Origin of the sequence: Pseudomonas sp. ZY71 (assembly GCF_036542145.1) — a bacterium.
In the GTDB taxonomy this organism is placed as follows: Bacteria; Pseudomonadota; Gammaproteobacteria; order Pseudomonadales; family Pseudomonadaceae; genus Aquipseudomonas; species Aquipseudomonas koreensis_A.
The window spans coordinates 5801700-5825145 of the sequence record NZ_CP144274.1 but is presented as its reverse complement, the minus strand read 5'-3'; the positions used below and the strand labels follow the sequence as shown (position 1 = coordinate 5825145).

Below are 23446 nucleotides of genomic sequence, written 5' to 3'. Positions count from 1 at the left end.
CGCTGACCCGCAAATTGCGGACGCTTCAGCAGCTTCCCTATCTGGCTGCCAGCGGTATGAGCAGCGTTTATTGAGAGGATCGCCTTTGAGCTAAGCCGATCCAAGGCTTGGCAGGGCATGGACTGGGTTTTTTGCCGTGTTTGTAACTTATAACAGTGATCTGCAGGGCCAATTTAAAGCGCCGGAGAGTATTCGGATGCTTTGGCGATCAGTGGACATTAGTCGCTGTGAATACTCATTTCTGATCGAAGGTATGGGATTGGAGGATGGATGCATAGGCCCGGTTGCACATCTCGTCACCGATGTGACCTCCATCCAAATGATGCGCGCTGCAGAGGCTGGTAATTTCCTGAGCGTAAGCAAGATCCATCTCATTCAGTCGCCTGCAAAGAACAATCAGGGTTCATACACCATGGAGCCCCTATCCGAGATTCGCATCCAGGCCGGTACCGAAGAGAATCCGGTCTACGAATTCGTAACGGATGTAGGCCGAATCTACACGAGCGCAAGGCAATGAAGCTCCACGACCAGGAGGATACATGGCTGCCACGCTAGAAGACGCCACTCAATTTTTCACGACGCAGCAGCTGTCGCATTAGGCTGGAATGGAGCTGCGAGCGAGCTCATTAGCTACTGCCGCGACAATAGAGACAAATGCTATGAAGCTGCGAATTTATTCAGATTTGCATAACGAGTTCTCGCGATTCAACCCTCCTTCCAGCGACGCAGACGTAGTCATTCTCGCTGGCGACATTGATATCAAATCGCGTGGAGTCTCATGGGCGAATGACATATTTAAGTGCCCTGTGATCTACGTCTGCGGAAATCACGAGTACTACGGTGGCCACATCGATCACACGCTCCGCAAGATGAAGGACGCCGCAGCGCCACATGTCCACATCCTTGAAAATGAAGTTTTGATCCTGAACCAAACCAGGTTTTTGGTCACTACAGCGTGGACGGATTACTCGTCGACCGGTGACGTCGTTGCGGCGAAACGCATCGCTTGGGAATGGATGAACGACTTCACCGTAATCAGAACAGATGAGAGTTACCGACGCCTTCGTCCCGATGACCTAATCGCTAAGTCTAAAACAGCCTATGCATGGCTCACACAGGAACTGGATAAGCCATTTGATGGCAAGACCGTTGTTGTTACGCACCATCCACCGGCGTTGGATTATGTGTCAGATGACCTACTCACACATCTCGTCGCTGCCTATGCCAATAACTGGCCGGAGCTCGTGGGCAAGTCCGATCTTTGGGTCTACGGACATACCCACGTCTCAGCGGATTTCCTCAAGAATGGGTGTCGTGTGGTTTCAAATCCTCGCGGATATCCAAATCAACAGACTGGATTCGATCCGGATTTTTTGATCGAGCTTTGATGCCAGCAACTGGTCATTTGGCAAAGCTTACGTGGTAGGTCACACGTAATGAGATGGAGAGTTTTTGATGGTGACGTTGGAAGAAATCTCGCAGCTCTTTTACGGGGCTGGGGAAGAGGTTGCCGGCTGGGAAGGCTCTCAAGAATGCCTGATCTCTTTGGCAGCAAAGTCATTCCCAGGCAAAGCATTCTGCGTTGTTCGGCAGTGGATTCTGATCGACCTCACGGTCAATTCGGATGAGAAAGAAAAGCTCATCGGACTGGGTCTACTGCCCGCGACTCTGTACGCGCATGAAGTCGTTTTCGATAGCCGAAATCGATTTCAGGCGGGCATGTGGGTACGCAGTAACTTCGCAAAATCCTTCGCAGAAGGCTGCATGGTTGAAACCAACAGTACGGTCTACCTCCTTCTAGGGGCAGGACAGAGAAAAGAGGCTAGCATTGGTGCCGCTTTTTCAATGAAAGCCGGTTAAGCAATGACCGCCGCAAATATGTATTGAGTCATTTTTTGGAGCGTTGGCCGGATGGCTGAAGTAATCGAATTGAAGTTTCATAGTAAGGATGTGAGCGACTTCCAGATGAGTCGCTTGGTGCGAGCAAGTCTTCGAAAATACAGCGTACCCATCACCGCTTTCATCAGCGACGCGATGATCGCAGATGACACATGCTTCGGGGTGTCCTTCGACCATTCGAAGCATGACGATGCTTACCACAGATTGGATGGTTCCATTCTCCTCACAGGTAAAATTCAGTCAGCGAGGAAAGAGGGTCGGTTTTGGTTGCTCGAAACTCAGGACGGTAACTACGTCATTGCTAGCTTCAAGCGAGGCCTCGGCAGAGCGAGCTTTCTCAAACTACTCGAATCCGCCGACAGTTTCTAAATGATGGTGAGAAATCCACTTTCTGATTTGGAGATAGGGTCATGGCAGATGAAAGATGGTCAGTTGCTCGGGCAATAGCTAATCTCGACGAGTTGCTCGACCAGGTGATCACGTCTCGCAAACCGGTTTTCATTGAGGGTGAAGGTCGGACTGCGGTGCTCCTCTCAATGGATGAGTGGAAATCGATTCAGGACAAGCTCAATTCTTGTGCCCCGGCAGACCTCTGAAAATCGTTTGTCATGGCCTCTTACGGTTTCAATCAGCGCGCTCCGAGCCATGCGGAGCGCTTCAATCTGTCTCTATCCTGTGATGCCCATTTTGCCGTCAGATGGATACACAGCTCGCCTTGGCTTAGTAACCGTATTCGTTCAGCAGCTTCTGCAAAAATTCCCGCCGCCGGTGCACGATGCTCAAGACAAGATAGTCGCGGTGGGTATCTCTCGTCGACAAATGCCCCGCGTCCACAAGACCATGAATGTAGCTCTCGGCTCGGCCTCTTGCTTCAAGCAACGCCTCTTTGGATGTGCTTTTCAAGATGTCTTCAGCAATGAGCTGCCACCGCTTTTTCTGGCGATGCCCAACGGGGCCGTCGGAAAATTTCGGGGCATTGATCAGAGTGTTGAAATCGGCATGCGCGGTAGGTGTTTTCAAAGCGGACTCTCGCAACAGTTGCGTCTGTGCCGGAGGCTATCATGCGCACACTAAATCGCTTGCTGCTGGCTGGCTTACTGGTAGTCCTTCCCTTGCTGATCACTGTTTCTAGATAGCGGTTAACCGTCAGCTCCACCCGTGCTTCCAGATTTGTTTAGCACGTTCAGTTTTGTGAGATGCCAGCCACTCGTTTTGCTGGCTGTCAATGAAGCCGCCGAAGATGCGAATCTTAGAAAGTCGCGGCGCCTGACGCCCCCAAACTGAATGGACATGAGAGGGTAGTTCCCAGCGCCTATTCTCAATCTGAAGTTCAGAAATGTAGGAAGGGTTCCACTCTCCCGTGCATTGATCACAAAGGCCAGGACTCTCTGCAAGCCACACTTTGGCTGATGGTTTGGCGAGCGACGTCAAAACCCATGGACAATCAGTATCGAGCTCTTGGGCTATGACCCAGTCAGACAGAAAGGCAGTAAGTTGATCGAGAAGCCAGCGATTGACCCGGTCGCCATTGTCCGGTGATTCAAAAAAAGCACCGCGATACCCTGTTCTAGCATTGAAGAACCAATCAAAGATGTCGTGACTTACACTTCCGCAGAAAACGGCGCGCTTGAACGTTGCGTCGTCTTGGCGCGATTCACGGTGGAAGCAATTTAGCTTGAGTTCACATCGTATGGCGTCGGCTAGCTCTGTGATCGGCAACGGATGAGTAAGCGCGTCGAGCCGTGTGGATTCGGATGTACCAACGTATCGCCAAGAAGGTGGTTGCACGACAGCATCTCTCCTAACAAATACAGGTAGAGCTATGTGATCTTCCACGCCATGCGTTGCTAGACGCGCGGATGCTTGCAGAGCTTTTCAAGGCCTTGGCCTCTAGGTTTGTTTTGTCACCATAGAGGCGCATCACGACGCAGCCCCATCAGCTTTGGACGGTGCGCTGCAGGTGATTCGAGTTTCACCATCGGTGGGGAAGCGGCAGAACTGGATTATTTGAAATTATGGCTCAACCATAATTATTGCTGAGCCATAATTTTTTACTTCAAAGGACATCGAAGCATCGCGGCGTCATCAAAACAGAAGGGGAATGCTTGAACTTCTCGGGAATGCTGGGGTTGATAGAGGATGTCACAACCCCTCGTTTTTCTCAGGTGTCGAGCATGTCCCATTCATCACCCAGTACCCACCGCAATGCGGAGAGCTTTCCGTTAAGCATGCCCCATTCGAAATCGCTCCAAGGCCCGGTATCTTCGTATTTTTCTCTAACGCGTTGAGCTGCAGCCTTAGCCCTGATCAAGATATCTTCGTGGATCACACCATTGCCGTAGCGTGGTGTGCCTGCCGGGACGATTTCTGTTTCCCCTTCCTCGATGTGGTACATCATGTTCATGTGTCGGTTGTACCAGACCTTGTCGAACAGCTCGTCCATGGCTGACATTATTTCCTGGAGACCACGAGTCTCGTCCTCCCAGGCAAAGCTGTACTCATAATGGAATTCTTCGAGGTCTAGTAAGTCCTCGATGGCGGGGCTGGTCGAGTTGAAGAACTGCGAGGTTTTGTCATCAAAGATTTCTGCAAAATCATCGTGTGGTTTTCGGTGATCTTTTGCAGAAAAGTCGGTGACATTGTGGGTGACAAAACGGAAGCTCTCGTATTCATCCGCGTGTTGTGTCCGGAACTCTTGGAAGGCCTCAACCAGCACTGCATCAGCAACGCTATTCTTCTGTTTGTGGAAAGGAGCCCGCTTGGCGATTGCTCGCTCTGCAGCTCTGATCTTCGAGGCATCTGAAATCTGAAATTCAATGGCGTTCTCGAACAGCTTCAGAACACGGTTCACCGTCACTTGAGTCGCTTCAGAGAGGATTGGCAACCTTTGATTCACGTCATCCAGGGTGTCGAGCGCAGCTTCTTTCCCATCACCACCGAATGACTCAATCACACCTTTCACGACCCGGAACTCGTTAGCGAGGCGCTTACGTGTGGCTTCGATAACCCTGTCCTTGTTTCGCTCATACTCTATGCGTACCAAGTCGGGCAGCAAGATCTTGATTGCGTCATTCTGGACTAAGTGCTCCAAGGCGGTAAGCATAGGAAGCTCGGCCTTTTGTGATGACATATCTAGCCAGACGCACGTATCGAGCATTACTAAATGCATTGAAGCTCCCTTTGAGTTGGCCGATTGCTAGACTTGGCCTTGGCCATCACCGGATAATGGCCTATCAACATACAGGAGCGTCAAATGTCTCGTCTCGCAGAATTCCGTGCCCTTGAGCAGCAGCTCGCCGCTCAACTGGCTGAGCTCGAAACCCTAAAAAATGATGACGGTCTGAAGCGCGAAATCGAATTCGAGCAGAAGCTTCGCAACCTGTTGGGCGAGTACGGCTACAGCCTGCGCAACATCATCGCCATCCTTGACCCACAAGCCTCTCGCCGTGCTCCTGCTGCCACCGAATCCAAGACTGGCACGCGCAAGCCGCGTCAGGTCAAAATCTACAAAAACCCGCACTCGGGCGAAGTCGTCGAGACGAAAGGCGGCAACCACAAAACTCTGAAAGACTGGAAAGCTGAGTACGGTTCCGACACCGTGGAATCTTGGTTGGCTAAGTAAGACTGTTTGAGTACAAACAATGAGGGCCCAGCGGGGCCTTTTTGGTGTCAGGAGGTAACTGGCTCTATGTGTCAGGGCTGCGCGGATGCAACAAGAGAGTTCGCCGCAGGATCTGCCAGGCAACGCCGGCACTACCGATACCGAGAGACAGAACGCGACGACTGAATGAGGTTGGCAAGCTGGTAATCACCCCTTGCCCATGAAGGATTCATGATGAGCAATCAAGACACGCGTTACCCGAAAGGCTACTACAAACAAAATCCGAAAGAGCTCCCTCCGAGCCTTAAAGGCCTTGATTTCCATGCGGTGACCAAGACCCGCTTGAACGGGAATAACAACAGAACCACTCTCTTTGAGTTTCTCCCGAAGCAGTTCAAGGCGCTGCTGGAAGGCATTGATGAAACCGTCAAACGCAGGGTTTCGGAAGCCACCAAAAAACTCAAGGCAAAGCTGAAGGGATTGAAGTCTGACCTGAAAAAGGCCAATGAGTCCTTGGTGGATCTCGAAGAGAGTCTGGATGAAGCCATTACTGAGCGTGATGAGGCGCTGGCGCAAGTAAAACAGCTCACCAAAAAACCCAGCAAACCTGCTGAAGATCCCAAAAAGGTTAAAGACCTGGAGCGAGAGCTTCAAAGGATCAAAGGGCTTTTTGAGCAGAAAAATGATGAAAACAAGAGCTTGAACACGCAGCTGAAGAACATTCAGGCGGGCGATCAGAAGGATAAAACCGATCTGAGCAAGGCTTTGAAAGCCAACACTGAGCTCACAAAGTATCTTAACGACCTGACGGCTGCGCTTGTGGAAAGTGGGGTTAAATTGGAGGAAATCACCCCCGAGACGTCTGGGATGAGTACCGCTGGTACCGTCGTTTCAGGCAGCACTATTAAGATCACATGGCCGAAGCCATACCGTGGCTAATAGTATAAATAAGATATTCAAGGCTTAGTCGAGCCTGGCTGAGCGTCCATTCATGATGGCGGTACTAGATCTGATGGACAAGCCTGGCACTGCTGTTGCTGACTGAACAGGCCGTGCTCGCAGTATGAAGTCAGTTTGAGTGCAAATGGCTCTCCAGAGCCCTGGAGGGCTTTATGCCTTCCGCAGTTTGGTCTGCTTTATAATCTCCATGCTATCTCCAAATACGGTCTCATCACATCGGATCAACATCTGCCTGTTGAGAGCGGAAGCAATCTCACTGGTGGCTTCTACTGTCCTATTTCCCCAATAGTCTGAGTCGTTGACCATGTAGGCAAGGGTTGGCGAGATAGGGAAATACAGATCCGTATGTAAAGGTGGTACGCCGTCAGGTTTGCGGTTGAGCACTGAAGGATGAACGTTGATCACTGGGTTGTCACTTGTAATAAATCGAGTATCAGTGTTGTTGGTCAGCCAGACCACATTCTTCGAATGGTAGTACATGGCCGTGCTGTAGCCCATATTGACTCCTACAAGAATGGCCATAAACCAGTTATTCTTTTTGATCAGGTTGTTGATCACCTCATTATCTGAGCGAGCTGATGAATCTACGATGTTGCGGAAGATTTTTGTCCGAGCGAACTGGTGCCCCATATAACTGATCAGGTTGTTGAGCGCAACATCTTCGTGCAACGCTGCGAAATTGCCAGCCCTTAATGCGTCAATAGTGGGTCTAACATCGTTTTCAATTGTTGTATGTATATCTTCGATTGTGTTGAAGGTGATTTCATCGCGCTTGGCTTTATCTTTAATAGGGTCAAGCACACCTAGAAGGCATGAGTAGATGATCATCCTTTTCAGAAAGCCATAATGAAGGGGGCGTGTTGCTGGAGTACACAGGCTGATCCAGTATTCGAGAAACTCCACGTCAATGTTATCTAGTGGGGTTAATTTGTAGAACTCATATTCACGACCGAGCCCCTTCGTGCTCACGGCTTGAATGTTGCCCTTCTTTGTTCTATGAAAGACGTCTCTTTTGTTGTGCGACCAACCGCGAATGTAATGCGCCCAGATGTAGTGATTGCCACGCTTGATGTTCATCTTCGCTCCTTGTTCTGGAGGCATCTTGTCTGCGGCCCTGTTTGGAGTCAAACCGCGTTGCCTAGCCTGGAGCCTGGAGCCTGGTGTTACGTGGCCGGGATGAATCAGCCCCCTGTTCGATCTCGCCCTGCCTCGGGTTACGTGTGAGCACTACATCACCGCTAAAGCCGCAATGAATTTCTCACGTCCGGACGTGTCTACGGCTGGTTGGCATTTCCTGTCGTACTGGAATCGTGATTCGGGAGTGTGCAAGGTGTCTCTCGCTGGCACCATTTTCCGAAACCACATCGTATTTTGGTAACGCCGGGATCTTGGATGCTCAGCTGGTAACCGAGCGAGGCTTGCATGTTGGAGGGGCAACCGTCTCGATGGCTGAGGGTGCGCAACCACCAATTCCCAACGCCATACCGTCTGACCTCGGTCTCAACTTCTCAGCCTGCTGGAGAAGAGCTTCGCTACGGCTCGTATAGAGATCAAACGAATCATATTGAACCCGTACTTAGATGTAATCGTGACTAACTCTCTCTAGCACAGACTTTACGCGATCGTTAGTGTGAGCAAGCGCCAAATGGTATGGTTCCACCGAAGGCGGTTTTCGATTGATGTAGGGAAATATCCGCTTTCGCTTTGTAAAGCGCGCCCGCCTCGTCACATTGATAGCTGTCTTTGTGGTACATTGATAACCTATTAAGCACAAGGATTTTACGATGCAGCTTGATTCCTACGACCGTAAACTGCTCAACATCCTCCAGGATAACAACAAGCTGTCCCAGAGAGAGTTGGCTGAGAAAGTTAACCTATCCCCATCAGCTGTAAATCGACGCATAGCTGCCCTTGAAGCCGCTGGGGTTATAAAGCTCAATGTTAGCATTGTAGATCCCGTTGCAGTCGGTCGTCCTATCACGGTGGTCGTTGAAGTCAAGCTTGAGAATGAACGCTTGGACTTACTTGACGAAATTAAGAAGCGTTTCACAAGCCATTCTGAAGTTCAGCAAGTCTACTATGTGACAGGCGATTTTGATTTCTTGTTGGTAATTAACGTAAGAGATATGGCCGAATATGAACAAATAACCAGAGATCTATTCTTCTTTGGCAATATAAAGCAGTTCAAAACTTATGTGGTCATGCAGATCAATAAAAGAACTCTTAAAGTCAACGTTGACGAAGCGTGACATTAACTGTGCCCCTCCACGGGGCACGAGATAGTAGGTCAATATCCTAGAGCTACACCATCGCGGCGAGGATCTGCACCGCCCCTTCGAACCCCTGTGTCCGGATTTATCCAAACTGCTTGAGCTGTACCTAGTGGCGCAGTTGCGCGGCGAGCGTTATGTCCTAATAACCTCAATCCTTGCAAGGTCTGTTCAGAATATGCTCCTTCTAGCTCAAAGCTGTCATCGCGAGCGAACATCCGGGGATGATCGATGGCTTCTTGGACGCTCATCCCATAGTCAACTAGATTGGTGAAGACTTGGACTTGGCCCAGAGGCTGGAAGTGAGCGCCCGTAACGCCAAAACTCAGCACCACTTCATTATTTTGGGTCACTAGAGCAGGGATGATCGTGTGCATCGGACGCTTACGCCCTTCAATCCGATTAGGATGCGACTCATCGATGACGAAACTAGAGCCCCGATTATGAAGGAGTACCCCAGACTTTGGGGCCAAAACGGCACTGCCAAAATCATCGAAGATCGAGTTAATCAAGGAAACGGCAAGCCCGTCTTCGTCAACCACCGAGATATAAACGGTATCATTATGAGCGGGGTGAGGCTGTGGGGTGACGTCATCCAGCCGGCGATCAAGCATGATCCGAGAAGCGAGCTCTTCCGCACGCTCATTTGAAAGTAACAGCTCCACGGGGCAGCTTCCGAACTTGGGATCGCAAAGGAATAGGTCACGCTCGGCATAGGCCAACCGTGATGCTTCGGCCTGGATGTGCAGACGTTCTACCCCAAACGGATCCATTTCTCCGAGGTTGAACTGCTCTAATATTTTGAGGATCGCAAGCGCGATGACCCCCTGTCCGCTCGGTGGACATTCCCAGACCTCGTATCCTCTGTAGCTCGCGCATATGGGATCAACATACTCTGGCTGATAATCAGAAAAATCTTCTGAGGTATGCAAACCACCGCGTGCGTTCAAACTGTCCAACAGATCCTTTGCGACCCAACCTTCGTAGAACACAGCAGCTCCATCTTGCGCGATAGACTGAAGCGTCTTGGCCAACTTGGGCTGACAATGGATAGCGCCTGCAGCAGGGGCCATCCCGCCAGGGAAAAAGACTTCGGCAAAGTTGGGGCAGCGATCACGCTTCCAAGAGTTACGGTGCCAGTCATAAGCTAGTCGCTCCGTCACGGGATAACCGAACTCTGCTGCCTGTATAGCCGGCTCAAGCAACTTCGCAAAGCTCAAGCGGCCATGATCTCGTGAGAGTCGCTCCCAGGCTGCCACCGCACCTGGGACAGTCACTGCATCTGGCGTTGACGGATCGATTTCGGATATTTGCTTGCGCTTGTAGTAATCAACGTTGGCGGCTTTCGGCGCCCATCCCGAGCCATTCAGAGCACATACAGGCTCTCCAATTTTCTTGAACAGCGCGAAGCAGTCACCACCAATCCCGGTCTGGGTTGGCTCGACTACGGCAAGCATTGCAGCAGCGGTAATAGCCGCGTCAATCGCGTTACCTCCTTGCCGCAAAATATCCAACGCAGCTGCCGTCGCGAGTCCGTGCGAGGTTGCGACCATTGTTTTTGTGCTCATCGCTTCAGAGCGACCGGGTTGCTCGAAATTTCGCATGCTGACTCCTGGACAAGGGCACCTTGAGGGTAAATAAGGCTTTCGCCGCACTAATGCAGCATGGCCAACGCGAGCAGCTTATCCGGGACTCAACGCAACATCGGTGCGTTCTGAGGGGCCAATTAGCAACGATTGCCTGCATCACCATGGTTAGGATGGCTGCGAGGTCGAACAGCAAGTCTCTGGCCACCGCCAAATAACAAGATGATGAGCGACTCCCTCATGTAGGTATGCCTTCTGTGGAAACGGTTAAGGCTTTGTTTCTGCCCATTCCAAACCATTGGTATCCGCCGTGGTTTGACCGTACTCGTACAAAAATAACGGAGAGAGATAATGGATGCGGCGATAGCGTATGACCGTCCAGTGGTCGCAAGTAAGTGGAACAAGCAAGACTCGCTATGGGTGCTTGCGATTTATGGATGTGCAGTCAGTAGCGGCAGCCTTTTTTGGCCTATAAGCCTAGGGCTTTCTGGCTTCTGGTCGATGTTGATCCTGACAGCCTTGGCCTTTCCCGTAACGTATTACACGTACCGAGCATTTGCCAGATTCATTCAATCAGCCAGTACAACGAATGGCCGCGAAGGCAATATCGTTGATGCCGTTGAGGAGCACCTGGGTCTTGGCTGGGCCAAATGGTTGACCATGCTGTATTTCATCACCGTATTTCCGGCGATGATGGTGTACACGATCACGGTCACCAATACGATCATCGACTTTGTCGACTCTCAGCTACATCTGGGCGTCATGCCTCGATACGTCGTTGCACCACTGGCAACCCTTGCTCTGGTACTGCTGGTTCAAGGAAATACCACATTCATTGTGAAGGTGATGGGAGCGATCGTTTTCCCATTCATCATCTCTCTTGTGTTCTTTGGATTCATGGCCATCCCAAGCTGGAATCTGTCCTTCATGGAGACAGCTACCGACTTCGGCGGGGCAGCTGGTATTGCGAAATCCGTGTGGTCGTCGCTACCGATGGTTATCTACGCGTTCAGCTTCACTTCAGTGGTATCGAGCTTCGTTGTAGCGCAGAAAAGGGCCTACGGTGATCAGGCAACCGCTAAGGTCAGACAGGTCATGTTGATTGCCGTCCTGATGATCATTGTGACTGTTGTCTTTTTCTCCTGGAGTTGCATCTTCGCTCTCTCGCCCGCTGAGCTGGCGGAAGCGAAAGCAAACAATCTTACGGCGCTTTCCTACCTAGCTCGAAAATTCGATAACCCATGGTTGGCAAGCGCTTCGCAGCTAATCGTATTTACCGCAACTATCAAGTCGTTTTTGGCGCACTTTCTTGCTACCAAGGAAAGCGCCAAAGGATTCGCCACTTCCTGTCTTGGCTGCAAGCCAGAAGTCGTGCATGGCAAAGGTCTGCAGCGGATCCTTTCAGTACTCATCTTTGTAGTGACCTGCGTACCTGCAATCCTCAACTGGAATGTTTTGAACCTTATCCAGGTCGTGATGGTTCCGATCAGTGTCTTCATTGTTTACTTCCTGCCGCAATACGCATTCGCAAAGGTGCCATGCCTGAAGAGGTATCGCGGTGGGTTCGCCAACTGGTTCTCGATAGCCGTGGGGATGGTGTGCCTGATCAACGGCTTCGCGATCGCCTTTAGATAGTTCTCTTTGATAGACCGTCGGACGCCCATGGCGTTTGGAACTTGGAGTAGAAACATGAGCACAAACCAACGCCAAGCAGTAGTAGAAAAAGCAGTTGATATTGTCGACTCGGGCACGCTGTTGAAGACCATTGATCGACTGGTTTCCTACAAGACCGAAAGCCAGGAGCCGCATCAAGTACAAGCTCAGATCGATTACCTTACAAAGGAAATCGCGCCGGCATTGCATGAGATGGGGTTCAACACTCGCCTGGTAGACAACCCGATCAGCGCCACTGCACCTCTGTTGATTGGCGAGCGCATCGAAGACCCGTCTCTGCCGACGATTCTCACTTATGGTCACGCTGACGTGGTCAGAGGGTACGACGATCAGTGGGATGAAGGTCTCAGCCCATGGAAAGTAACTGTCGTCGGAGACCGCTGGTACGGTCGCGGGATCGCTGACAACAAAGGACAGCACGCCATCAACCTGGCCGCTCTGCAGACGGTACTTGAAGCTCGTAAAGGCAAGCTGGGCTACAACGTGAAGGTGCTGTTCGAATCGGGCGAAGAGATCGACTCCCCAGGCCTGAATGCGGTATGCGAGATTGAAAAAGAAGCCCTAGCTGCCGATGTGTTCATCGCGTCGGACGGCCCTCGTGTTTCAGCGGAGCGACCAACTCTGTTCTTGGGCTCCCGAGGCGGTATCCTTTTCGATCTGGAAGTGACCCTTCGTGATTCCGCTCATCACTCTGGAAACTGGGGTGGTGTTCTCTCGAACCCTGCGACTATCCTGGCGCACGCCATGGCCAGCCTGGTAGACCAGAACGGACGCATTCAAGTCGAAGCGCTTCTTCCACCACCGATTCCTGACAATGTGTCTGCCGCTCTTGCCGACGTGGTGCTGGGCCAGGACGACGATGCTCCTGAGATCGACCATAGCTGGGGTCAGCCTGGCCTGACAGCAGCAGAGCGTGTCCTCGCTTGGAACACAATCGAAGTTCTCGCGTTCAAGTGTGCCAATGCGGATTCTCCAGTGAACGCGATTCCGGCAACTGCCAAAGCCGTTTGCGATTTCCGCTTCGTCGTCGGTTCAGATTGGCGCAATCTGGAAAGGCACCTGCGCAACCACCTCAATTCACGCGGTCTGCATTGCGTGCGGGTCAAGGTCACTGAGGGTCTGCCAGCTACTCGCCTGGATCCAGACGATGCCTGGGCACAGTGGGCGGTCAAATCGGTCGGCGTCACCTCGGGCAAGAAGCCGGCTCTGTTGCCGAACTTTGGCGGCACCACTCCCAACTACATCTTCGCCGAGACGTTGGGTCTCCCAACCATTTGGATTCCTCACTCCTATCCAGCTTGCTCTCAGCACGCTCCGAACGAGCACTTTCTCGGCTCGGTAGCACGCGAGTCCATGGCAATTATGGCGGGCATTTGGTGGGACTTGGGCGAAGAGGCCCAGCAGGTCGTCAGCCAACGCAACAAGTAACGCGGTGAGCCCCGCAGAACATGGGCTCTGCGGGGTTGTTGTAACGAAAATGATGAGAGGCTTTTATGGCTAGGCCAAAATGGTTGCCAGACAATTTCACAATCTCCCTTTTGGCCACAGTCGCGGTTGCTTCCCTGCTTCCGTGCTTTGGAGAGGTAGCTGTCGCCTTCTCCTGGTTGACCAATATTTCAATTGCGCTGCTCTTTTTCATGCACGGGGCCAAGTTGTCCCAGCAAGCGGTGCTCGCTGGCGCTGGGCATTGGAAACTGCACCTCACGGTGTTCAGTGCCACGTTCATCCTGTTCCCTCTGGTAGGCCTAGCCCTTCGGCCAGCTCTCTCACCCGTGATTGGCGAGGAACTGTACATGGGCATCTTGTACCTGTGCGCACTCCCTTCAACAGTCCAGTCCTCAATTGCGTTCGTGTCCCTGGCCCGTGGGAACGTACCAGCAGCGATTTGTAGTGCTGCTGCTTCGAGCCTTTTCGGGATCTTCCTTACTCCCATCATTATTGCGTTGATCATGAGTTCGGGCAGCTTTGATGGTGGGAGTTCGACTCTCGACGCAATTGAAAAAATCACCATTCAGCTGCTCCTTCCTTTTGTTGCGGGGCAAATTGCAAGACGCTGGATCGGCACTTGGGTGGATAAGCACAAGGGCACTCTCAAGTACCTCGATCAGAGCTCCATTCTCCTGGTGGTCTACACGGCGTTTAGCAGTGCGGTGATCGGGGGTATTTGGCATCAAGTCCCAGCGGTATCTCTCGGAACATTGATTGCTGTTTGTATCGTGATCCTCGCCATAGCGCTGGTTCTGACCGCAGTGCTCGGTAAACACCTCGGGTTCAACCAGGAGGATCGGATCACCATCTTGTTCTGCGGCTCAAAGAAGAGCCTGGCTACCGGCGTACCCATGGCTCAGGTGCTGTTCTCGGCCAGCAGCATCGGGATGATCATTTTGCCGGTAATGCTCTTCCATCAAATCCAACTCATGGTGTGCGCTGTGCTCGCCCAACGCTATTCGACTCGAGCTATAGAGGCGGATTCTGGGTTGGCTTCCAAAGAAGTTACGTAGCCGCATGATCTACCCGCTGGCAATAGAAGAAACGCATGTTTGTCTCGGTAGTGGCGCAATAAACGCGCCGTAATTGATCAGTACGAGATCTAACATTTCTTCCGTCACTTCAATGCGATGCAGCCCGTAAAGATGCGCTGAAAAAGCGTTTACCGAAGTCGTGATGCACAATATCACCAAGGAGATACAATGTTTACTGCCAACAAGAACGCAAGTCGCCAGGCTTATCCCCAAGAACTGCGCGAGATCATGAGCATTCAGAAAGCTGCCGAAAGCCGGGCTTGGCTCTCATCCTGGGACAAAATCAACAGCGAAGGCACCCCTCTTTACAGCCTGCCTGGCCTCGCTCGTGAGCTCGGCGTGAAAGACCTTAAGATTAAAGACGAATCCGTTCGTTCTGAGCTGGGCAGCTTCAAGGCCCTTGGCGCTCCCATCGCTTTGGTGCGCCTGGTTCTGCGCACCTTCCCTGAGTCGAACTTTGATCCTCACCGCCTGCTGGCGGGTGAATACAAGCAAGACTTGGCGAGTTTCGTAGTGATCAGTGCCACTGACGGCAATCACGGTAAAGGCCTGGCGGCTGCAGCAAAAGATATCGGCTGCCGTTGCGTCATCGTTCTGCATGCTAACGTGAGCGTGGAGCGTGAAGATGCAATCGCGGCGTATGGTGCCGAGATCGTTCGCATCACCGGTAACTACGACGAATCCGTTGAGCGCGCGGCAGCTCTCGCTGCGGAAAATAACTGGATCGTGGTTTCCGACACCTCCTACGAAGGCTATGAGGTGATCCCGCGTGACGTCATGCAAGGCTACGGCACCATTGCTTCTGAAATCATCGACTCGCTCGCGCCAGGCGAAGAGTTCACTCACGTATTGTTGCAAGGCGGCGTAGGTGGCTTGGCAGCAGGTATCGCGAGCTACTTTTGGGAGTTCTACGGCAGCAAGCGCCCGATCTTCGTAGTGGTTGAGCCCGAACAAGCCGATTGCCTCTACCAGAGTGCGCTGGAAGGTAAAGCGGCAAAAGCGACCGGCTCCGTCGACTCTGTCATGGCTGGCCTGGCATGCGGTGAAACCTCGCCTCTGGCATGGAAGTTCCTGCAGCCGAGCGTCGACTTCTTCATGACCATCACCGACGACGAAGCTGTTGCTTCCATGCGCCGCCTCGCCGTTGAAAACGGCTCCGACATTCCTGTAGTCGCTGGCGAATCCGCAGTTGCTGGTTTGTCGGCCCTCAAGCGCGTTGCCCAGTGCAGCAGCCTGGCGGCAGATCTGGGCATCGATGCAAACTCGCGTGTCCTGCTGATCAGCACCGAAGGTGCTACTGCTCCGAAAGTCTACGAAGAGCTAGTAGGTCAATCTGCTGAGGTTGTGGCAGCCCGCCAAAAAGGCTGGTCTGCAGTCGCGGCCTGATCGTCAAAGTTTGCCGGTGAGGTCGGACAACGTCATCCACGAGACGAAGTCCGGCTTCTCCGTTTTGCTTCGATACCTACTGCTGCCGCGAATGATCGAAACGGAGGTGCTGCTCTAGCTTCACTTTCACAGTTCATCACTTGATGAATTATCAACGCCCCATCAAAGCCGGCCAGATCGATTAATTAGTTAGGAGCAGCTTCTAAATCCCATGTCCATCGCCGAAAATCTTTTAACGTTTACCTTTGCCGCCACTCTGCTGACACTGACGCCAGGCCTCGATACCGCATTGGTCTTGAGAACCGCAACAGTGGAAGGTAAACAACAGGCATTCCGAGCTGTGCTGGGTATCAATGTTGGCTGTCTCTTGTGGGGAGCCGCCGTCGCCTTTGGTCTGGGTGCGTTGATTGCAGTCTCTGAGCTGGCATTCAATCTCTTGAAATACTGTGGCACCGCTTATCTAGCTTGGCTTGGTTTGAATATGCTTTTGCGTCCACGTACCTCACTGTCGCCCGCTGAAACCGACGGAAAGCCAAATGCAAACTGGTTTCTTAAGGGAATGATGGGAAATGTCCTTAATCCCAAGGTTGGCGTTTTCTATGTCTCCTTTCTTCCTCAGTTTATTCCCCAAGGGCACTCCTTGATTGCCTGGACGTTTGGCTTGGTCAGCATCCACGTGATGCTCGGTTTACTGTGGTTATCAATGTTGATTGGCGCCACTCAACCACTAGCTGGCATTTTACGGCGTGAAATAGTGATCGAATGGATGGATCGCACCACTGGCATGGTCTTTGTTCTGTTTGCCACTCGGCTGGCTTTCAGTAAGCATTGAGATCGGCATCTCCCTGCTTGCATATTTCTCTCCCTGTTTAGGTCATGCCTGGCGAGACAAACCATCACGCTCTGCCTACCTATAAAATCAATCAAAGAACGCTTTAACTAGATACTCCTTGGACACCTCCAGCGTATATCCACCATCTCGTTTCTTGGCCGTAGCCATTTGAAAGTCCACCTCGATTGACCTTGTGATTCGCGCCCCCCCTACTGGTACAGCTCTTTTTGATCTACTACGGTCTGGCGCAATGTTCGGTTGGCTTTGCGCTATCCCAAGCTTCAGTGAACTCGTCTGTTCGATCCGCGACATGAGGCTTTTTTGATAGAACTAGGCATCGCGTATTGCCGACAAATTCCACTATCAAATACAGCGAGTCACCAACATCAAGCTCCAGCTCCTGCAACGCCTCATCCGGAATTCGAATCGCACCGTCACCATCCCATTCTTCGATGACGATTTTCATAGGGGGCTTTCTCACATGTGGTCTCCATTGGTTCTGATTCTGTGAGTCGTTCGATGCCTGTAGATCCACCGTGGCACGTTTTACAGATCCGGATAATGATCCAGCCTAAGGCTAGGAGCACCCCCGTCCTCCGGCTCGCGATTAGGGGCTGACGTGATCAGCCGAGCATCTACTTGATGATGGATGCTACGTTCCCGACGCAGTAGAGGGCGCCATAGAAGACGCGCGCCGAGCGGCACCTAACGCACGGTTGATCGACTGTCTGCAGGCGCCGTCCATTGCGCCAGAGCATTCATCATCTGCTGAGAGCGGAGAGTTGATGTCAACATCGATACCGCCGATCAAAGAATTGAGGCGAGCCAGGAGAGTTGAATCGAGGGCGATCAGCTTCCCAGGGGTACTCAGGATGTCGTCCTCTAACAATGTCAGAACTTCGCAAAGCCCCCAATCATTCTTTGTGGTGTCTGTGCCATCCATCTCACTGCGAGAAAGGATCGTGGATACGGATGAAGCAGGATTTGAGTCGTTCATGGAACTGACATTATCCGCGCTTGAAGCGCTTCTCATGCGCCGAGTGTGGATTTCGAAAGAAGCTCCTTTGGTTGTCGCTTCTTCGGGCCAAAGCCCGGCTCGCCCCCATGTACTGACGTTATGTGGCCTACCGTACAGCTCGACTATCATGTAAGTGCTTAATCGCGTAGGTATCCATCATGGCTACTGCCACAGTGAATGCTAAAGGCCAAATCACCATCCCTGCCCAGGTACGGACTACTCTTGGCCTGCGACCAGGGGATGAAATCGAATTCGTCGACCTCGAGAATGGTCAGTTCGCCATCGTGGCTGTGAGTTACTCCGTTAAGCGACTGAAGGGCATGATTCCCAAGCCGAAGGTCATCGTGAGCATTGATGACATGAACGCAGTTTTTGCGTTGAAGGAGTAAATGCTCGTCGATAGCGTTTCACTGGGGGAAAGTCTTGGTAAGGTTTCTCTCGCGCTTCAATTCTAGGCGGTTCTGAGACGGGTTTTTGCTATCGCGTTTTCGGGCTTAAGACACTGCTCGTCGTGAGGGAGAGAATGCTGACGATGCTTCGCTGAGGACGCGATTCTATAATCGCTCTATAGTCGACTATAGAACCTAGGCCAGAGCTCGGGCTTCTAGGAAGCTAAGGCATCGATGCTTGTCGCACCTTGGCGTAAGCCCGGCTCGACGTTTTGAGTGATCTCCTCTTGGCGGCTGAACCGGCAGATACTTGAGTGTGCGCCCAGAGTCGATGCACCGGATCTGTGGCAGTGCGATTAGGTTGTCTGGGATCGACCGCTCTTTTCGTCCCACGTCTCCAGAACGAATGCAGCGATGGTATGAGCCGCATGGATCGCCAGCCGAGCATGTCGTGGTTTGAGCTTGTAGGGTCGTTTACCCGCACCGTGCGCCGAGCTGGCATGAGTGCGGAGTGCACCAATGCCATGGACAGTCGCCACCACCCCTGTCACGATTTCCTGCAGGTCTCGCTCCTCAAGTAATGATGCATCTAACCCCAGATCAACCCTGACGATCTTCCAGACAGCCTGTAGATCCTGCTTGGCGGGCATAACGAGGTGGTCGTGCTCTTCAATGTACACCTTGAATACCGATTCGAGGATGTTGCACGCTGCCGATACGGCCTCCCTGGGGCTCGACTCGATGTTCTTGATGGCCCGCTCGAACTCGAAGTCGATTGCGCCGATATTGCGGCTCTTGATTAGTTCGGACAGCGTCTTGGTCGCCAGCCCCTCGCCCTTGGTGAGCATTCCTCCAGAGCTATAAGTGAGGCCGGCACGCTCCAGGCAGTCCTTGATCCTAGCGATCTTTGCCTTTCGCTCTTTTGCCTGCTGTGGATCAATCCAGAAGCGCCCAGAGGTGTCTTCTTCGTCTTCCATGTACTTCTCGATGATGCGACCGACGATGGGTAGCGCATCCGTGCCGCATTCTTTGCTGATCCTGCGCAGCCACTCCTGCGCCTTGAAGGCCTTGCTGCCTTCTGGAGGATCGCCTGGAGCGTTGGCGTACATGAACAGGCTGTCCAAACTGGCGTGAGTTTCAAAGACGGAAACGGAATCGGCAACTGCGGATATTAAGTATTGAGGAATAGTGTAAGTTTCCATCTGCTTTCCTTGCATTCCTATTGAGCATGCACTGAGTGTATCAGTGCTTCGTTTGAACGCCGGCTACCCTCCTGGCCGCTCGCATCGGCAGTGCTACGCATTTCTGCTTACCACTTCAAATACACTGGATACCTTAAAGATACTCTCCGAATAGCCTTCGGGTATCCCATGGATATCCCTTTGATAGTTCGATGAAACCGGCCCAGCTCAATTGATTGATAGCCCTTTGCGATCATCGAGTTTGAAGTGCTACCATCGAGTGGATTCAATAAGAGTAACTGTATTTATATACAGTTTAATGTCGAATTAGCATAATTTTTTTACTGTCTATTCGTACAGTTATTTTCCGTCGCCAAGTGCTGTGGAAAACGCTGGTCATCCCGTCATCAGTACAGCCAACTGATCTGCTCGTGCTCCTTCTGAGGCGGTCGTGGAATTTTTATGGATAAATTGCCAGATAAGTTACCGTTTGACGCGACGAAGCTTTTCGAAGCCCTCACATACCAGCTTGTGGTTGCACTTGAGTATTGCCACAAGCTGAAGACGGGAAAGCGCTTGTGGGTCGAAGTTTTCGGGGATGTAACCCTGGAAGACGAGGCCCAAGTGGAGGTCAAGCTCTACGCCGATGCGTTGAGGGATGGCCACCAGAACATCTGGAACACCCTCAATAACTGGCTGAACAAGGCGTTTGACCATACGGCGTACGAAAGCCTGATATTGGTGACGAACCAGGAGTACTCGCCAAAGTCGACGCTGACCGACTGGAACAGTTGTGCCGCTGCCCAAAAGCTCGCCTTGCTCACTGCGATCTACGACGGTGCCGAGCAGCGGTTTGTCGCTTCCAAGGCGAAAGAGCCTTCAGAGACCTTGGCGCTCTTACGATCCGTGATGGCTCCAGAGCTGAGGGATGATCTGCTTGAGGTGCTGGGGAGGGCTGTGTTCATCACCGGCTCGCCTTCGCTCAAAGAGAGGCTCGATGCCTACGAGGTTGATCAACTGAGGGTGATACGAGAGTCGAAGCGTCAGTCCTACATCGATGACATCCTGGGCTTCATTGGCAGCACCCGGTACATCGATACCGGCTGGGAAATCACCTGTGAGGAGTTCACCGCCAAAACTGTTGAGCTGACCAAGCGCTACATGAAGCATTCGAGCGTCTTCCCTGAGGTGGATGCTGAAGCGCTGAAGCAGACGATTGTGCTTGAGGAGATTGCCGATCGGCCTTTCGTGCAGAAGATCCGCGAAATCGATGGCGAGTCACGCGTCAGGCAGGCTGCTTTGCAGCTTCTGATTGCCGGAGAGGTCATTGATGAGCTGTACCGAGACAACCTGGCCTCGGATTTTGATATCAAACGCTATCAGAAAAACCATCTGGATCGTCATCTGGACGGTCGGCTAAGTGCGATGGTCGACTGGATGGACGAGAAATGCCCCATCCAGCTGAAGCGTCAGTCACTGAAGTTTTTCTTCAAGCAGCACTCTGCAGAGGTGGTGCAGCTGAATACTTTCGAAGACACCACGACCGATTTCCGAAATGGCATTTATCACATGCTTGCTGACGTGAAGTCCGATGACGAGGAAAGAGAGTTTTACTGGAGGTTATGGTCGTGAGTATGAATGCCGCAGATCATATTTACACGCTGCGCCGGACGCCATTTGCCCTCGCGCCGATAATCCACTCCTTTTACGATCACTGGGATCCGACCGAGAAAGATATCCTGCTGAGCTACTTAGTTTTGCCCCTGATCACTTACAAACCTCTTCACAAGTTTTTGCACTACGCGGGGAAAAACAGTTCAATCCGCACCTTGATGCAGGAACCCAAACGGATTCTCGGTTTGGAGTCGCGCATTGAGGAGTACAAGCCGATCACCAATGCTTCCCTGCTCATCCTTACCTCGGAGCAGAGCATCAAGATCAACGAAGATATGTCGGTGGCTCCGCAAGGCAAAATCAGGGCGGAAAATGCCGATGCCCAGTTGTTGAAATACGCTCGAAAGCTCGCAGTGGTGTTTACGGGTGAAAATGTTGTTTCTGTTTATAGGTCATTGGGGCTGAAATCGCTATGAACTGTTATGTACGATATATCGGCGTCGTAGACAAAGATAAAAGACTTCACAGTGTGGAGTTCACCCGTGGCCTCAATATCATCACCGGTAAATCGTCTACCGGGAAAAGCGCTATTCTGGAGATCTTTGACTACTGCCTGGGCAGCAGCGAGGACACTATTCCGGATGGTAAGCTGACTGAGCGTGGCGATACCTTTTTCACCGTCCTGCAGTTCCCGAGCCTGACGCTTGTGGTGGCACGCGCAGCGGCTTCCAAACGTTGCTTCCTGCGTGAGGTCACCGGGCCAGAGGCCGAGAACGTACTAGAGCTCATGGGGCATGTTGAATACTTCTTTGACGATCGCTTTTACATCCATAAGGACGCCTTCCTAAAGAGTCTCGGAAAGTACTTTGGTGTAACGCTGGAGAACATCGACAAAGACCCGATGTACAAAGAGGTAACGGGTAGCAAGGGCGCCACGCCATCAGTGCGTAGCTTCCCGTCGTTTATGCTTCAGCACCAGAACCTGGTAGCGAACAAACACGCTATTTTCTACCGGTTTGATGAAAAGGTTAAACGGGATCAGGCCATCGACCACTTCAAGATATTCATGGGTATCGTGAAGGAAGAGTATTTTGATATCGCCAAGGATCTAACCGAAGCAGCGTATGAGCTTCGTCGGGTTGAGCTGAAAATTCCCAAAGACGAGAAAGTCAGGGAAGAGACCGTTGGGAAGTTCGAGAAACTGCTCACGGAGTACCAGGCCCTCGCGGGAGTTCCCCTGTTCGATATGACGGCTGATGAGATTTTCATCAAGCCAAGTCAGGCACTCAGGCTGATGAAAGGTACCCCAGTCACCGTGGATGGGCTGGCTGATGATTACGAGAAGACGCTCAACTCGCTGCGTGACCAAAAGGCAAAACACGTGGCCGACCTGCGTTCGGCGATAGGTCGACTCAATCTACTTGAGCGATCTGTTGAGCAAGCGAAGGGGATTGGTGCCTCGTATGCCTCGCTGACGATTCCCCGCTCCACGAACCTTGAGCACACGTTCTGCCCAGTGTGTGAGTCTCACTCCGATATCCCGGAGGATCAGGCCAACAAGCTGACACAGGCCATCGAGTGGCTGAACACTGAACTGAAGCTTTCATCGTTTGCGCGTGAGAGCCTGGGGCAGGAGAGTCGCGACCTGAGGAAAGATATCAAGGACTTTCGTCAGAGGCTCAAAGAAGTCCAGACCTCCCTCAAGCCTTTTGAAGAGCAGGAAGAGCGGCTGGCCCAGGCCAGCTCTTTGGAGGATGCTCCGAAGAAAACGAAGCTGTTGCTTGAGATCGAAATCGACAAGTTCATCGAAAACCCGCCTTCTGACTTGAAGAAGATGAAGGATTATTGGGAGGCGCAGGTTAAGAAATACCAAGCCCAGCTTGATGAGTATGATGTTGATATCGAGCTGGACAGGCTGGCGAGAGACATCAACAAAAAAATGAAGGAGCTTGGTCAAAAGTTTCACTTCGAAGAAACGTACAAGACGGGGTCTCTGAAGTTTGACGTAAATAGCTTTGACTTGTGGCATGAGAAGGAAGCCTTCAAAAAAGTTTTCCTCAGGTCTATGGGAAGTGGTGCAAACTGGGTTTACTCGCACCTTACCTTGTTCATGGCACTGCACTATCAATTTGCTGCTAGGGCCGATAAGTGCAAAATTCCGCCGATTCTCTTCCTTGATCAACCTACACAGGTTTATTTCCCTTCCAAGGATGATGGCCAGGAATTTGTGGCTGATAATTTAAGGCCTGATGACACTAAGGGTGTCGCATTGCACGACGATATCGATGCGGTGTCGAACATGTTTACTCAACTTGCTAAGTTCTGTGATGATACTGCAGAGCAAACTGGTATGAGGCCGCAGATTATCGTTTGTGATCACGCCGACGGACTCGACCTTGGGGAAGGTTATAACTTCGGTGATTTTGTGAGGCAGCAGTGGCGTACACGTGGTTTTATCGCTGACTGACTTGCAGCTTTGAAATGTTTTTTCACAAACTGAAGGTTTAGAGGCTT

General features: G+C 51.9%; 24 protein-coding genes. 16 read left to right on the top strand and 8 right to left on the bottom strand.

Translation table 11 applies throughout. The annotated features are described in order from the left end of the window. Positions 1-659 precede the first annotated feature (659 nt). From VY732_RS25860 to VY732_RS30110, 4 genes are all read left to right on the top strand, one after another. A complete protein-coding gene (locus VY732_RS25860) occupies positions 660-1388 on the top strand; it encodes a metallophosphoesterase family protein (RefSeq protein WP_331692513.1) in 729 nt (242 codons plus the stop codon). Between the two features lie 67 nt (positions 1389-1455). Beyond that, on the top strand, positions 1456-1860 hold the full coding sequence (locus tag VY732_RS25855) for a DUF6957 family protein (RefSeq protein WP_331692512.1): 405 nt from the start codon (positions 1456-1458) through the stop codon (positions 1858-1860). A gap of 51 nt (positions 1861-1911) precedes the next feature. Continuing rightward, positions 1912-2268, top strand: coding sequence for a hypothetical protein (locus VY732_RS25850; RefSeq protein WP_331692510.1), 357 nt, complete (start codon positions 1912-1914; stop codon positions 2266-2268). A gap of 41 nt (positions 2269-2309) precedes the next feature. After that, a complete protein-coding gene (locus tag VY732_RS30110) occupies positions 2310-2495 on the top strand; it encodes a type II toxin-antitoxin system prevent-host-death family antitoxin (RefSeq protein WP_442968552.1) in 186 nt (61 codons plus the stop codon). A gap of 124 nt (positions 2496-2619) precedes the next feature. Here VY732_RS30110 and VY732_RS25845 read toward each other — a convergent pair whose 3' ends face one another. The 3 genes from VY732_RS25845 to VY732_RS25835 all read right to left on the bottom strand — a co-directional run bounded on the left by VY732_RS25845 (position 2620) and on the right by VY732_RS25835 (position 5068). Further along, the gene (locus tag VY732_RS25845) at positions 2620-2919 is read right to left on the bottom strand and encodes a hypothetical protein (protein WP_331692508.1); all 300 of its coding nucleotides are present in this window, start codon (positions 2917-2919) and stop codon (positions 2620-2622) included. Between the two features lie 126 nt (positions 2920-3045). Next, entirely contained in the window at positions 3046-3687 is a 642-nt protein-coding gene (locus VY732_RS25840; protein WP_225137393.1) for a hypothetical protein, read from the bottom strand. Positions 3688-4060: 373 nt separating this feature from the next. Further along, a complete protein-coding gene (locus tag VY732_RS25835) occupies positions 4061-5068 on the bottom strand; it encodes a PIN domain-containing protein (RefSeq protein ID WP_331692507.1) in 1008 nt (335 codons plus the stop codon). 84 nt (positions 5069-5152) lie between these two features. Between VY732_RS25835 and VY732_RS25830 the strand changes: the two genes are divergently transcribed. Together VY732_RS25830 and VY732_RS25825 are read left to right on the top strand one after the other, a co-directional pair. Continuing rightward, positions 5153-5521 (top strand): histone-like nucleoid-structuring protein, MvaT/MvaU family, encoded by a 369-nt coding sequence (locus VY732_RS25830; RefSeq protein ID WP_225137397.1) that lies wholly within the window; start codon positions 5153-5155, stop codon positions 5519-5521. Between the two features lie 213 nt (positions 5522-5734). Next, positions 5735-6439, top strand: a complete 705-nt coding sequence (locus tag VY732_RS25825) for a hypothetical protein (protein WP_225137399.1) — start codon at positions 5735-5737, stop codon at positions 6437-6439. A 171-nt stretch (positions 6440-6610) separates the two neighbouring features. Here the strand turns inward: VY732_RS25825 and VY732_RS25820 are convergent, their stop codons facing one another. Next, positions 6611-7537: a DUF4238 domain-containing protein gene (locus VY732_RS25820; protein ID WP_331692505.1), complete on the bottom strand. Its 927-nt coding sequence runs from the start codon at positions 7535-7537 to the stop codon at positions 6611-6613. Between the two features lie 707 nt (positions 7538-8244). Here VY732_RS25820 and VY732_RS25815 point away from each other — a divergent pair. After that, complete coding sequence (locus VY732_RS25815) at positions 8245-8709, top strand: Lrp/AsnC family transcriptional regulator (protein ID WP_225137403.1); 465 nt, start codon at positions 8245-8247, stop codon at positions 8707-8709. Positions 8710-8747: 38 nt separating this feature from the next. On the opposite strand, the gene ggt is transcribed toward VY732_RS25815, so the two are convergent. After that, positions 8748-10334 (bottom strand): gamma-glutamyltransferase, encoded by a 1587-nt coding sequence (gene ggt / locus VY732_RS25810; RefSeq protein ID WP_331692503.1) that lies wholly within the window; start codon positions 10332-10334, stop codon positions 8748-8750. Positions 10335-10667: 333 nt separating this feature from the next. Here ggt and VY732_RS25805 point away from each other — a divergent pair, with 333 nt between their 5' ends. The 5 genes from VY732_RS25805 to VY732_RS25785 all read left to right on the top strand — a co-directional run bounded on the left by VY732_RS25805 (position 10668) and on the right by VY732_RS25785 (position 16730). Beyond that, positions 10668-11951 (top strand): HAAAP family serine/threonine permease, encoded by a 1284-nt coding sequence (locus VY732_RS25805; protein WP_204280835.1) that lies wholly within the window; start codon positions 10668-10670, stop codon positions 11949-11951. Positions 11952-12005: 54 nt separating this feature from the next. Beyond that, complete coding sequence (locus tag VY732_RS25800; protein ID WP_331692501.1) at positions 12006-13418, top strand: M20 family metallopeptidase; 1413 nt, start codon at positions 12006-12008, stop codon at positions 13416-13418. Positions 13419-13483: 65 nt separating this feature from the next. After that, positions 13484-14491 (top strand): bile acid:sodium symporter family protein, encoded by a 1008-nt coding sequence (locus VY732_RS25795; RefSeq protein ID WP_331692500.1) that lies wholly within the window; start codon positions 13484-13486, stop codon positions 14489-14491. 189 nt (positions 14492-14680) lie between these two features. After that, positions 14681-15898 carry a diaminopropionate ammonia-lyase gene (locus VY732_RS25790; RefSeq protein WP_331692499.1) on the top strand — a complete coding sequence of 406 codons (1218 nt, stop codon included), beginning with the start codon at positions 14681-14683 and terminating at the stop codon, positions 15896-15898. A gap of 211 nt (positions 15899-16109) precedes the next feature. Next, positions 16110-16730, top strand: a complete 621-nt coding sequence (locus VY732_RS25785) for a LysE family translocator (protein WP_331692498.1) — start codon at positions 16110-16112, stop codon at positions 16728-16730. A 235-nt stretch (positions 16731-16965) separates the two neighbouring features. On the opposite strand, the gene VY732_RS25780 is transcribed toward VY732_RS25785, so the two are convergent. Both VY732_RS25780 and VY732_RS30105 read right to left on the bottom strand, forming a co-directional pair. Continuing rightward, the gene (locus VY732_RS25780) at positions 16966-17196 is read right to left on the bottom strand and encodes an AbrB/MazE/SpoVT family DNA-binding domain-containing protein (RefSeq protein WP_331692496.1); all 231 of its coding nucleotides are present in this window, start codon (positions 17194-17196) and stop codon (positions 16966-16968) included. Between the two features lie 186 nt (positions 17197-17382). Next, a complete protein-coding gene (locus VY732_RS30105; RefSeq protein WP_442968579.1) occupies positions 17383-17673 on the bottom strand; it encodes a type II toxin-antitoxin system PrlF family antitoxin in 291 nt (96 codons plus the stop codon). A 233-nt stretch (positions 17674-17906) separates the two neighbouring features. Here VY732_RS30105 and VY732_RS25775 point away from each other — a divergent pair, with 233 nt between their 5' ends. Beyond that, positions 17907-18137, top strand: coding sequence for an AbrB/MazE/SpoVT family DNA-binding domain-containing protein (locus VY732_RS25775; protein WP_331692495.1), 231 nt, complete (start codon positions 17907-17909; stop codon positions 18135-18137). A 356-nt stretch (positions 18138-18493) separates the two neighbouring features. On the opposite strand, the gene VY732_RS25770 is transcribed toward VY732_RS25775, so the two are convergent. After that, on the bottom strand, positions 18494-19339 hold the full coding sequence (locus VY732_RS25770; protein ID WP_331692494.1) for an abortive infection family protein: 846 nt from the start codon (positions 19337-19339) through the stop codon (positions 18494-18496). 441 nt (positions 19340-19780) lie between these two features. Here VY732_RS25770 and VY732_RS25765 point away from each other — a divergent pair, with 441 nt between their 5' ends. Genes VY732_RS25765 through VY732_RS25755 form a run of 3 tightly spaced genes read left to right on the top strand, consistent with a single transcriptional unit; the run spans position 19781 to position 23399 of the window. After that, complete coding sequence (locus VY732_RS25765; protein WP_331692493.1) at positions 19781-20950, top strand: hypothetical protein; 1170 nt, start codon at positions 19781-19783, stop codon at positions 20948-20950. Beyond that, positions 20941-21408 carry a three component ABC system middle component gene (locus VY732_RS25760; protein WP_331692492.1) on the top strand — a complete coding sequence of 156 codons (468 nt, stop codon included), beginning with the start codon at positions 20941-20943 and terminating at the stop codon, positions 21406-21408. The genes VY732_RS25765 and VY732_RS25760 overlap by 10 nt, the downstream gene beginning before the upstream one ends. Beyond that, a complete protein-coding gene (locus tag VY732_RS25755) occupies positions 21405-23399 on the top strand; it encodes a DUF3732 domain-containing protein (RefSeq protein ID WP_331692490.1) in 1995 nt (664 codons plus the stop codon). Before VY732_RS25760 ends, VY732_RS25755 begins: the two co-directional genes overlap by 4 nt. Positions 23400-23446 lie beyond the last annotated feature (47 nt).